The following is an 11,838-nucleotide window of genomic DNA, read 5'->3' on the forward strand; positions in this document are numbered from 1 at the left end:
GCAAGATGACTAACCAAGCGCCTGTGCTACATCACGAATTAACTGTGGCCCTTTGTAGATTAATCCGCTATATAACTGTACTAAGCTAGCGCCAGCCGCAATTTTCTCTATCGCATCAGTACCGCTCAAAATACCGCCCACACCGATAATAGGTAAAGCGCCTTGCAAACGCTGTGATAGCTGCTGAATCACCACAGTCGATTTATCTCGCACTGGCGCACCAGACAATCCACCTGTTTCCGCAGCATTTGGTAGCCCTTGCACAGCCTCACGAGACAGTGTGGTGTTAGTTGCAATCACAGCATCAATGTTATGCGCCATCAACAAATCTGCAATTTCATTCACCTGAGCTAGCTCTAAATCTGGTGCAATTTTTAAAGCAACTGGTACATAACGGCCAAATTGTTCAGCCAATTTCAACTGCTCTGCTTTTAATGTAGCAAGCAAATCTGACAACGCCTCTTTTTCTTGCAAAGCGCGTAAGTTTTTAGTGTTAGGCGAGGAAATATTCACGGTGATATAACTCGCATACGCGTACACTTTACGCATGCAAATCAAATAATCATCCACTGCTTTTTCATTTGGCGTATCAAAGTTTTTACCGATATTAATGCCCAGCACACCTTTATATTTAGCCGCTTTAACATTTTCTATCAGGTTATCTACGCCCAAGTTATTAAAACCAAATCGGTTAACAATCCCTTGCGCTTTTTCCACGCGGAATAAGCGTGGTTTAGGATTACCTGGCTGCGGCCTAGGCGTAACCGTGCCTACCTCAATAAAGCCAAAACCTAATGCCGCCATCCCATCAATCACCGCAGCATTTTTATCTAACCCTGCCGCTAAACCTACCGCATTAGGAAACGTAATACCCATCACCGTGCGAGGCTGACAAATAGGCGGAGATGCACACAATTTTAAAGCCCCCAACCGCTCAGCAGTTTTTAAGCTTTTTAAAGTAAAGTCGTGAACAGATTCAGCGTCAAACTGAAATAACAAAGGACGTGCAAGAGAGTAAATATTCATAACGTGATTTTACTGCATTACCAGCTATCTCCAAAGTTCATCAAAGCCACTGGATTCCCGCCTACGCGGGAATGACGGAACTGAAGTATTGATAAATAAAATAAGCAGCGCTTAAACCACAGTGGTTTTGACATTAACTCCCCTGCTACCGCGCCTGCGCTGCGCAGTTTTATGGGAGCTTTCGGCAAGCGGCTGTTTGAACGAAGTGAGTTTCCGATTGCCGCCCATAGAACTGCGCAGCACAGGAAACAAGCGGTAGGGGGTGGGGTTTCACAACCGACTTAGTGCTTTAGCACTTAGCGAGGTTGGGGACACCCCTTGCGGGTGTTCTTTGGTTTCTTTCTTTTGGCTAAGCAAAAGAAAGAAACTCGCTAGTCGCGCGAGAGCGACAAACATTGTGGCTCTAATCTCAATTAGTTATGATGTGATTCATAGCAATTTAAACATTCTAATTAAAATAACTATTACCCCCTTATCACTAAATAACATTATGAATATTAAAGTTATATTTTTCTTCCATTAACTATCTAGTCCTCAAAGATATGGTTAATAAAGTCAACGAACGCTTGTATGCAGAATCCGCCGCGAGACTTCTAGGATTCGAATGGGAACTCATCGACATTGAAGAACCATTAGACTTCGAAGTCAAAGTTGGTAACGAAACATTTGGCCTCGAAGTACGGCAAATATTCACTGATCCAGAGGGTAGAGCTGGATCAAAATCTAAACAAAATGAATCTAAAAACCAAAAACGCGCATCTGCACTCGCGAGGATGTACAAAGCTAAAGGTGGTACGCCAGTCAATGTCAAATTTCTTGGCTCATTAGAAGCTATCTCAGATGAAGAGCTAGTGGCAGAAATTATCGCCAACTGCTCAAGCCTCCCAAGCCTAGACAAAAGGCTTGAGTTCAACGGACTAATAATGTTCTTGTCACCTCAGACTTTAGGCCATGACAACGTTGTTTGGTCCTGTATCGAGGATCGTGTCGGTTGGGTTAGAGCAGTAACATCTAGCACGCTTCAAGATGCAGTAAACAAAAAGCAAGAAAAGTTACCTTTATATCTACGGAAATACAGCAATATAGTGCTCTTACTGGTTGCCGATAGAACATTAAACTCTGGCAGACTAAGCGCATCCCAAGCAATCACTGTAGTTAACCCTGGCTTTAGTGCAATCTACTTTTTGTCTTATCCAGAAGAGGTGATCCGTGTCGCCTGACTAGATACCACTACCCAATGCCACTTCCACCAAATTATCACTAAACGTAGTCGAGTGCCCCATATCCCCAAACTCCGCCGAACTAATACAATTCACCGTCCCATTATTCAACTGCCGCCAATAACCAAGCGTAGCCACCACAATCCCTGCATTCACATCATCAGATATTCTCGCCAGCCCCTCAAACGCACCACGGTCATTAAACACCTTCACCACGTCGCCTTCTTTAATATTACGCGCTGTAGCATCTAGCTGATTTATCATCACAAACTGCTCGCCCTGACCCTTAATTTTTTCTGTCACATTGGCATAGCATGAGTTTAAAAAGCCATGGCTCTTAGGCGAAATAATATTCAAAGGGTATTTAGCTGCGAGCTCAGGATTCGTTGCTGGCGTTTCACGAGATGGTACGTAATCTGGCAAGCTATCTAAATCTTCACCCGGCTGAAAACCATCATACATTTGGCGGAAAGGTCCTGCGACAAAGTTTTTTGCCCCCTCCACCAAGAAGTGGCATTTGCCTGTAGGGGTAGGAAACTCACCTTTGGCATGACGTGCGCGTGTATCTTTATCTCCGAAAGCTTTTAATCGTGCAAAACCATGCTGGCGTAAATAATCTAAATCGATACCATCACAGGTAGGTGAGTTCCAATCTACATAATTCTCTAAGCACTCGGTATCATTCCACTGGAAATTATCATCGTTATAGCCCATACGCTTGGCTAACTGTCTAAAAATCTCATTATTGGGTATCGCCTCACCTGGTGGGTCTATACATTTTTCATTGTAGGTCAGGTACAAATGACCCCATGAGAGCACCATATCCTCCATCTCTGCACCCATCGCGGCTGGCAATAGAATATCCGCGTAAGCCGCGGTATCCGACATAAAATGCTCAGCGACGACTAAGAACAGGTCTTCACGCTCCAGACCTTTGACTATTTTGTCAGTCTCAGGCGCTTGCGTAAGCGGATTAGTATTCCACACCATCATCGATTTAATCGGTGTTTTAAGGTCTAACTCACCTGTAAGTGCCCGCCCTAATTGCAGGTTATTCACCACGGGCGTTCCTTCAGGAATTAAATCTGGGCGCGAAATCACGTCAAATTTATAAGGATGCTCCCATACTGGAAACTGTAATGCTCCACCACCGACATGACGCCACGCACCAATTAGCGCAGGCAAACTTGTCACAGCACGAATGGCTTGGCTACCACCGTAACTTCGTTCCAGCGCAACGCCTAGGCGGATTGCTGCTGGCGGTGTCGTCGCGTATTCGCGTGCAAACTTTCTAATATCGTCCGCTGAAATGCCAGTAATTTCCGCTGCCCATTCTGGCGTTCTAGTTTTAGCGCGCTCGGCTAGTTCTTGATAACCTACGGTGTACTGATCAACATAGTCTTGGTCTGTTAAACCTTCACTAATAATCACATTCATCATTGCCATGGCTAACGCACCATCAGTGCCAGGTTTCGGTGCAATGTGCCAATCGGCTTCTTTTGCGGTTTTAGATGCGTAAGAATCCACTACCACAACTTTAGCCCCTCGTTTTTGTGCCTCATGAATGATGTGCCAATGGTGTAAGTTAGTACTCACTGAGTTGCACGCCCATATAATAATGTACTTTGAGTGACTAAAACTTTCTGGATCAACCCCTGCTGTAGGCCCTACCGTTAGTAGCCATGCGGTACAGGAGCCCTCGCCACAGAACGTACGCTCACACACCGTTGCACCCATACGGTTAAAAAAAGCATCACCACCGTTTAGCCCATGCACCAAACCTTGGTTGCCTAAATAACTATTGGGCATAATCGCATGTGGACCATCTGTATCAATAATCGCTTTCCACTTGCTCGTAATCTCATCTAGCGCCTCATTCCAAGAGATACGCTTAAATTGCTTACTTCCCTTTGGTCCAGTACGCTTGAGCGGATAAAGTAAACGATCTGGGTGATAATGGCGTTTTTCGTAATCTTTTAATTTCACACATAAACCACCGCGCGTCATTGGATGAGATTTATTACCCGTCACTGAGATTAGCTTTTTATCTTTAACCGTGTACACCATTGAGCAGGTGTCTGGGCAATCATGCGGGCATCCACCATGAAATGTTTGAACAGAAGAGTCAGTAGGAGCGTTCATTATTAATAATCCTTAAAAATAATATAGCGATGATTCGAGATACTAGATTGCAACAGATTGGTTTATTTTTACATTTTTTTAATAATATATACTCACCTGTATAGTAATGCAATGGCATAATTATCGACTGAGTTTTTAATTAAATCCGCACATGAACAATCACAACCAACCTCTACAAATACTTGGCGGCATCACAGCGACTGAGTTTTTAACGCATTACTGGCATAAAAAACCTTTACTGATTAAAAATGCAATTCCAAACTTTAAAGGCCTATTAAGCCCAGAAGAACTCGCGGGATTAGCATGCGAAGATGAAGTACAATCTCGCATCGTGGAAGAAATCAAAGGAAAATGGCACGCATCACATGGTCCTTTTGATGAAGATGACTTTGCTAACTTACCTGAAAAGCCAGACCCAAAGCACCGCTGGACATTGCTGGTACAGAGTGTGAACCATCACTTACCTGAAGGTGCTGAACTGCTAGGGCAGTTCAACTTTATTCCACATGCGCGACTAGATGACCTCATGGTAAGTTACGCGCCAGATGGCGGTGGGGTAGGCCCACACTTTGATAGTTACGATGTCTTTTTGTTACAGGGTCAAGGCAAGAGATTATGGCGTATCAGTGAGCAAACCGATTTAAGTCTAGTAGAAGGTGCGCCACTACGTATTTTAAAAAACTTTGACACAGCGCAAGAGTGGCTAGTTGAGTCAGGTGATTTACTTTATTTACCACCACACTTAGCACACTGGGGAATTGCTGTCTCTGATGGCGATACAGACTGCATGACGTATTCAATTGGCTTTCGTGCCCCTAAAGTGCAAGAACTAGCCACAGAGTTTCTTGGCTTTATGCAAGATAATCTAAACAAAGAGGGTAAAGCTTTACCTGGCATTTATCAGGATGCCGACCTCACGCTACAAGCCCACCCTGCTGAAATCAGTAGCAGCATGATTAGCAAGGTGACTAATATATTAAAAACCATTCAATGGTCAGAGCAAGAAGTCGCAGCCTTTTTAGGAACCTATTTATCAGAACCCAAAGCAGATGTTATTTTTAACCCTAATAAAAAAATGTCTTTGCCAAAGTTTAATGAGCGCCTAATGCAGGATGGCATTAGCTTAGACTTAAAAAGCCAAATGCTATTTGCTGATCACTGCTTTTATTTAAACGGCGAATCTATAAGTGCTTCAGCCAAATCTGCATCACTATTAAAAATACTGGCTGATTACCGAACTATAAGCGCAAAAGAGATTAAGCAATTGGGCGAGATTGATACAACACTAATCGCACAACTGCATGATTGGTATCTGGCAGGCTACCTTTACTTTAACAAAGCATAGCGATTACTATTAAACCTATGGATAACAACCAGACACTGACGCCTAATCGAATCATCGTTGGGGAGCATTTGTATAATGAGGCAATCAATCTCATCATACAAAGCGCTGAGCATGAGCTTTTAATTTTTGACCAAGACCTAAGCCACGGTAATTTCTCTAGCCTAGCCACATATGAATTACTGCAAAAATTCTTAAGTCAACATATCGCAAGCCATTTATCAATCATCTTGCAAGACACCGCGCATTTTCAGCATCAATGTCCAAGACTTCTTAACCTACTTAAAACCTTTGGGCACAAAATGAACGTGCACGTGACTAATCAATCAGCAAAGCACGCAAAAGACTGCTTTATCTTAGCCGATGGGAAACATTACATTAAGCGCATTCATATCGACCAAGCGCGCTTTAAATACGCCTATGATGATGCAGTAAACGTTAAAGCCTTAAGAACACGGTTTGATGAATTAAAAGAGGCGATTGAAGATATCGTTAGCATTTCACCATTAGGTTTATGAAGTAGATTTGTGAGGACATGAATGATGATATCGAAACTCACCTTCAAGCATATTTTACCGCTGCTGATTATGCTCAGCATTTCACTGTTAAGCGATGCCGTGTCAGAGTTCAAAATATTCACACTACAGCATCGCTTTGCTGAAGATATCCTACCCACCATTCAGGCTATCATAAGCAGCAATGGCACGACCTATGCCATACAAAACCAACTCATCGTCCGTACAGATAGCCAAACGATGATTGAGGTAGAGCAAACCATCGCGACACTTGACACGGCACGTGAAAATTTAAAAATTAGGGTCAAACGTCAAGGCAACATGACAGAATCATCCAACAACACTTCTGTCAGAGGGCGCACCCGCATCGGTAACGCAACAATAGTAACGGGGAATGATTCCAGACATAGCAGAGACGGCGTTAATATCAACTTAGAAAACAATCAAACTAGATCACTACAAAGTAGCGAACAGTTTATTCAAGTCTTAGATGGCGCACCGGCATATATCAGCGTAGGCGAATCTGTGCCATACACCAGCGAGTGGATATTGCTTACACAACGCTATGCCGTTACGCAAACTAACACAGAGTTTATTGAAATAGGCACAGGATTCACTGTACGCGCACGCAGCATAGGGAGCCGCGTTGAGCTTGATATTACGCCTACCTTTTCAAAGCTCAAACAGCATGGCCGATTGGAGTTCGAACAATTAACTTCCACTGTGATGGTAAATCGCAATGAATGGGTCAATATAGGTGGCATCATGCAAGAAAACGATGATGTAAGCCGAACCATTTTAAGCAGTAAAAATGGGCGCACTTACGAAAATAATCAAATTTTTATCCGTGTTGAATAATCATTTTTTTTAAACATCAATAAAAGCAGGAACTTTTTTACTATATTTAAGGTTAATCTTTGAAATGTAGTGTTTTTTTTTTTAATTCCTGCTAGAATTTGCGCCACTCGATATAGCTAATTAGTCACTTTTGAAGTAGTATCGAAAACAGTTTTTTAACCAGTTAAACTCTTAAGGAAATTTAAAATGACACGTTCTATTTTATTAGCTGCATTGTTAGCTCTTGCTGTTACTGCTTGTGGCGAAAAAGCTGCTGAAGAAGCTCCAGCTGTTGAAGCTCCAGCTGTTGAAGAAGTTGCACCAGCTGCTGATGCTGCTGTTGAAGCTCCAGCTGTTGAAGAAGCACCTGCAGCTACTGAAGAAGCACCAGCTGCTGCAGAGTAATTTTCTGCAAAATAATTTATTGTTAACTCAATAAATAATAAAAATGCCGACGCAAGTCGGCTTTTTTATGTCTGGAATTTTTGCGATACCACGTATCAGCATCAACGCCATACGACAACTCAAATAGTAAAATCTAGCTAATCTGTCTCCAGTCAAACCCCATCACCTGATCTGCCACGCCAATCCAATCAAGCTCACACCCTGAAGCATTAGCAAGCGCTGACTTTGCCAACAACGGTGTATTATTTTTTGCACTTAAATGTGCGGCAATAATATGCTGTAATTTAGAGCGATCTATCTTGGAGAGTAACTCGGCAGCGGCTGAGTTCTCTAAATGCCCCCACTCACCTCCTACCCGTTGCTTTAGAGAGCTAGCGTAAGGTCCATTACGCAACATAGCAGCATCATGATTACACTCCAACACTAGCGCATCACAAGCACTAAGCTGCTGTTCAATATGCACAGTTGTCCGTCCTACGTCTGTTAATACGCCTAAGCGATGATGACCATTACTAAATACAAATTGGACTGGTTCACGTGCATCATGCGGCACTGGGTATGGTTGCACTTCAATATCAGCGATATTAAATGCATTGTGGCTATCAATCACATGAAGCTGTAGCTTGTGTTGATTCGGAAAGTAACGCTCAGCCATTTTGAGCGTGCCATAAGTTAACCAGACGGGAATATTGTGTTTTGCAGCAAATTTGAAAGCGCCACCTGCGTGATCATCATGCTCGTGCGTGATCACTACACCAGCAAGGCTCTCAGGACTTAAATCTAGTCGAGCTAAGCGGCTTGTGGCTTCTTTAATACTAAATCCGCAATCAAGCATTAGCCGCGTATTATTCACTTCAACGACTAGCGCATTGCCAGCGCTACCGCTACCGAGCGAAGCAAAACGCATTTTTAGACTTTCTTAATGAAATTACGCAAAACTAAAAAAGACATGTAAAGAACAAGCAAAATATTAAAAGTAGCAGGGACACTACTTTTAATATTCATATATCATCACATGACTAAATGTTGGCGATCTACATGTAGGCAAACTACAACCGTCGCCCATCGCTTATTTATCGCAACTGCTCATACATTAAAGCAATAATTCTATTGGCAGTTGTGGTGCGTACGCGCGCGCCATCTTTATCGACCACAGTGACTTCTGCACCTGACTCAGCTTCTTCCACTTTAATACGATATTGACGATCAGGATTAGTTTTCTGTTTGTCATCGCTACCCCAGAACTTCAAGCTATCTATAACGCTTTTATCTTCTTTCTTAGCAGCTGACTCAGGCTGTTTTGAATCATCGTTACCCCAGAATTTAAGCGTTTCAAATAAACCCTTTTTCTTCTTAGGCGTGTCATCAATATCAACATCTGCATAGCGCACAAAAAATAGACCATTTGAGCGATCTCTATCTTCAATCACAAAACCAATTCGATCCAACGCCAAACCAACACGACGCCACGCACGATCAAACGGATCGCTTACCAACAATCTTGCGCTACCATCAGACTCTTTAACCACTTCTGCACGCTTAGTCGTCGTTGCATCAGCAAGAATCGTTTGTGATTTTTGCTCCTCCACACCCAACTTCACCATCAAGCGACGTAACAACTCAGCATCTAACTCAGCATCAAATGCATCACCTCTAGGGTTGGTTGCAGTTTCTGCTTTATAGCCAGTTTCAATCTCACCTAACTGGGTTCTAATGCGATTTTTGCCATCATCAGGGGCACCAACCACAGAGCGGTGCGTCATGAAAATCTCGGTTGTGCCTGAATCAGCGCCATGCTCTAATCGAGTACGAAACTTCTTCTTGTCGGCAAAGCCTGATAATTTATCTAGCCATTTATCAAATTTATTCAGTGCGCCAATGGTTTCATCTTTTTTAATGGCTTCAGAGTCAATCCACTCTGTTTCCATGACACCGATTTGTGGGTTTTCTACACGAACAGCAAAGCCCATTTCTGTCCAGAAATCACGAATAACAGGCCATATTTTTTCTGCTGGCGCATTCACAACCAACCAGCGCTGAGTGCCTGATTTTTCCATCCGCACACCATCTGGCGTCTGTAATATTTTTTCAACACCCGCCTCTTGTCCTTCTTGCGCTTGACTATAACTTGAATAGCTAGCACTACCAGGAATAGCATAAGCATCACTCACTGGACTTGCCGTTAAATCTGGAGGAACTTCAAGCGGACGTGAACGACCTGCACCTTTATAGTCAGATGTATTATCTATAAACGGAATCGAATCACATGCACTTAAACTTGCCATTAAAATCAAAGGCAACATCACAGACTTTGCTTTACGCACCACACTTAGACGATAAACGCCCGAGTTAAAATTCACTTGTTTCATTCAAACCTCGTTTTAAAACTCTATTGTTCGTTATAAAATTTGTGCAGGCGCACATGCCTTGCGCAAAACTTCATGATACTGAGCTGATAAAGTGACCATAGGCAATCGAATGCCAGTTTTAATCATGCCCATCTCTGACAATACCCATTTAACAGGAATTGGATTTGCTTCAACAAACAGCTTTTGATGTAAGCCAAACAGTTTAGCATTAATTTCACGTGCAACTTTTACGTCACCTGCTAATGCTGACACACACATTTCATGCATCAGTTTAGGCGCCACGTTTGCTGTCACTGAAATAACACCATGCCCGCCCAATAACATTAAAGACAAGGCTGTTGCATCGTCTCCACTGTAAATGGCAAATTCTTTAGGTGCTCGCAACAGTAAATCTGTTCCACGTTCAATTCCGCCAGTAGCATCTTTAATACCCACAATATTGGCGTGTGTCGCTAGACGCAACACCGTGTCATTACTGATATCACAGCCTGTACGACCAGGTACGTTATATAGGATTTGTGGAATATCTACAGCATCGGCTACTGCGTTAAAATGCTGATACAAACCCTCTTGTGTAGGCTTATTGTAATAAGGTGCAACGAGAAGGCAGGCATCTGCACCTAACGCTTTGGCCTTTTGAGTTAGCACGATGGCTTCTTTTGTGGAATTAGCGCCTGTACCTGCAATCACTGGTATACGACCATTCACCTGCGTGACGGCTGTTTGAATTAGCAAGCAATGCTCTTCAAAATCTACAGTGGGAGACTCCCCTGTAGTGCCAACAATCACAATACCATCTGTCCCTTGATCAATATGATAATCAATCAATGTTTTTAAAGATGGGATATCTAAACGCCCGTCTTCAAACATGGGCGAAACAATAGCGACTAAACTGCCTTGCAACATAGGAAATCTACCTGATTCATAATGTTATATTTTAACCCGAATGTTCTACAATTTTCTTTATTTATTAAGCGCAATTCTGATTTGCCAATAAATTTGTATCAACATTACCCCGCTATCACTTCAATTTTCATCCTATAACCAACTATTTCAAAACGTTACAATACATAATGAATCAAAAAAAAGGGAAGTAATCTTAGATGTTTACTCGCTAAGCCTACGCTAGAACCGTGACAAACTCATTAAAAACTAGCGCTTAATTAAACATATTACATTCCAATTCAATATTGATCAGCGGCACAAAAAGATGAAGTTAAAACTAATTGCGTTATTTATCGATCCAAGACTTAGCAAGTGAGGCTTTTACTGTTTATCAGAGCAACAAACACGGTATAATCTTAAGAATTACCGTTGGAAAACCCATACTTAGAATATGTCTTTTGATTTTCATCACTACATTATGATTTTAGTCGGCACCGTGTTTGTCAATAACATCGTGCTGGTGAAGATTCTTGGCTTATGTCCATTCATGGGCGTTTCTAAAAAATTAGAAGCCTCTATTGGCATGGCAGGTGCTACTGCGTTTGTTCTTAGTATCGGCTCAATGACCAGTTGGGGTATTAACTATTATTTACTTGAGCCCAATGGTTTGTTTTACCTAAGAACGCTCTCCTTCATTGTGATTATTGCTGGCGTGGTTCAGTTTACAGAAATGGTCATGGAAAAAAACTTCCCTACCCTTTACCAAGGCTTAGGTATTTTTCTACCACTCATCACAACAAACTGCGCAGTACTTGGCATCCCATTACTAAATGCACAGGCCAGCCATAGTTTTATAGAGTCTTTATTTTTTGGGCTAGGTGGCGCGCTTGGTTTTTCATTAGTGCTCATTCTGTTTGCTTCTATGCGAGAGCGATTAGAAGGCGCAGACGTGCCTGCTGCATTTAAAGGTTCTGCGATTGGGATGATTACTGCCGCACTCATGAGCTTGGCATTTATGGGCTTTATGGGGTTAGATAAGTACTAGGCAGCCACAAATGACAAACACTCAATTATTAAGCAATTGTATTTAACTAAAA

The 11,838-nt window shown here is 42.4% G+C and carries 11 protein-coding genes; 6 read left to right on the forward strand and 5 right to left on the reverse strand.

The genetic code is table 11. The features are described from left to right. Positions 1–9: 9 nt before the first annotated feature. Positions 10–1,026, reverse strand: coding sequence for a quinone-dependent dihydroorotate dehydrogenase (locus Q7U33_RS09060; protein ID WP_304859952.1), 1,017 nt, complete (start codon positions 1,024–1,026; stop codon positions 10–12). Between the two features lie 542 nt (positions 1,027–1,568). On the opposite strand from Q7U33_RS09060, the gene Q7U33_RS09065 reads away from it, so the two are divergent. After that, positions 1,569–2,246 carry a hypothetical protein gene (locus Q7U33_RS09065; protein WP_304859954.1) on the forward strand — a complete coding sequence of 226 codons (678 nt, stop codon included), beginning with the start codon at positions 1,569–1,571 and terminating at the stop codon, positions 2,244–2,246. Here Q7U33_RS09065 and Q7U33_RS09070 read toward each other — a convergent pair whose 3' ends face one another. Then, positions 2,247–4,388 (reverse strand): molybdopterin-dependent oxidoreductase, encoded by a 2,142-nt coding sequence (locus Q7U33_RS09070; RefSeq protein WP_304859956.1) that lies wholly within the window; start codon positions 4,386–4,388, stop codon positions 2,247–2,249. Positions 4,389–4,539: 151 nt separating this feature from the next. Here Q7U33_RS09070 and Q7U33_RS09075 point away from each other — a divergent pair, with 151 nt between their 5' ends. From Q7U33_RS09075 to Q7U33_RS09090, 4 genes are all read left to right on the forward strand, one after another. Further along, positions 4,540–5,733 carry a cupin domain-containing protein gene (locus tag Q7U33_RS09075; RefSeq protein ID WP_304859959.1) on the forward strand — a complete coding sequence of 398 codons (1,194 nt, stop codon included), beginning with the start codon at positions 4,540–4,542 and terminating at the stop codon, positions 5,731–5,733. Between the two features lie 17 nt (positions 5,734–5,750). Continuing rightward, positions 5,751–6,248 (forward strand): hypothetical protein, encoded by a 498-nt coding sequence (locus Q7U33_RS09080; protein ID WP_304859961.1) that lies wholly within the window; start codon positions 5,751–5,753, stop codon positions 6,246–6,248. 21 nt (positions 6,249–6,269) lie between these two features. Further along, a complete protein-coding gene (locus Q7U33_RS09085; RefSeq protein WP_304859963.1) occupies positions 6,270–7,103 on the forward strand; it encodes a secretin N-terminal domain-containing protein in 834 nt (277 codons plus the stop codon). 186 nt (positions 7,104–7,289) lie between these two features. After that, positions 7,290–7,487, forward strand: coding sequence for a hypothetical protein (locus Q7U33_RS09090; protein WP_304859965.1), 198 nt, complete (start codon positions 7,290–7,292; stop codon positions 7,485–7,487). A 133-nt stretch (positions 7,488–7,620) separates the two neighbouring features. Here Q7U33_RS09090 and Q7U33_RS09095 read toward each other — a convergent pair whose 3' ends face one another. The 3 genes from Q7U33_RS09095 to dapA form a co-directional block, all read right to left on the reverse strand. Further along, a complete protein-coding gene (locus Q7U33_RS09095; protein WP_304859967.1) occupies positions 7,621–8,394 on the reverse strand; it encodes an MBL fold metallo-hydrolase in 774 nt (257 codons plus the stop codon). Positions 8,395–8,560: 166 nt separating this feature from the next. Next, entirely contained in the window at positions 8,561–9,856 is a 1,296-nt protein-coding gene (gene bamC, locus Q7U33_RS09100) for an outer membrane protein assembly factor BamC (protein ID WP_304859969.1), read from the reverse strand. Between the two features lie 30 nt (positions 9,857–9,886). After that, entirely contained in the window at positions 9,887–10,762 is an 876-nt protein-coding gene (gene dapA / locus Q7U33_RS09105; RefSeq protein WP_304859971.1) for a 4-hydroxy-tetrahydrodipicolinate synthase, read from the reverse strand. Between the two features lie 430 nt (positions 10,763–11,192). Between dapA and rsxA the strand changes: the two genes are divergently transcribed. Continuing rightward, on the forward strand, positions 11,193–11,786 hold the full coding sequence (gene rsxA, locus Q7U33_RS09110; protein ID WP_304859973.1) for an electron transport complex subunit RsxA: 594 nt from the start codon (positions 11,193–11,195) through the stop codon (positions 11,784–11,786). Positions 11,787–11,838 lie beyond the last annotated feature (52 nt).

Origin of the sequence: Methylotenera sp., from assembly GCF_030653755.1 — a bacterium.
Taxonomy (GTDB): domain Bacteria; phylum Pseudomonadota; class Gammaproteobacteria; order Burkholderiales; family Methylophilaceae; genus Methylotenera.

Coding starts and splice junctions, on each gene's coding strand:
- Q7U33_RS09060 (WP_304859952.1), bottom strand. CDS start 1,026: ATGAATATTTACTCTCTTGCACGTCCTTTGTTATTTCAGTTTGACGCT.
- Q7U33_RS09065 (WP_304859954.1), top strand. CDS start 1,569: ATGGTTAATAAAGTCAACGAACGCTTGTATGCAGAATCCGCCGCGAGA.
- Q7U33_RS09070 (WP_304859956.1), bottom strand. CDS start 4,388: ATGAACGCTCCTACTGACTCTTCTGTTCAAACATTTCATGGTGGATGC.
- Q7U33_RS09075 (WP_304859959.1), top strand. CDS start 4,540: ATGAACAATCACAACCAACCTCTACAAATACTTGGCGGCATCACAGCG.
- Q7U33_RS09080 (WP_304859961.1), top strand. CDS start 5,751: ATGGATAACAACCAGACACTGACGCCTAATCGAATCATCGTTGGGGAG.
- Q7U33_RS09085 (WP_304859963.1), top strand. CDS start 6,270: ATGATGATATCGAAACTCACCTTCAAGCATATTTTACCGCTGCTGATT.
- Q7U33_RS09090 (WP_304859965.1), top strand. CDS start 7,290: ATGACACGTTCTATTTTATTAGCTGCATTGTTAGCTCTTGCTGTTACT.
- Q7U33_RS09095 (WP_304859967.1), bottom strand. CDS start 8,394: ATGCGTTTTGCTTCGCTCGGTAGCGGTAGCGCTGGCAATGCGCTAGTC.
- bamC (WP_304859969.1), bottom strand. CDS start 9,856: ATGAAACAAGTGAATTTTAACTCGGGCGTTTATCGTCTAAGTGTGGTG.
- dapA (WP_304859971.1), bottom strand. CDS start 10,762: ATGTTGCAAGGCAGTTTAGTCGCTATTGTTTCGCCCATGTTTGAAGAC.
- rsxA (WP_304859973.1), top strand. CDS start 11,193: ATGTCTTTTGATTTTCATCACTACATTATGATTTTAGTCGGCACCGTG.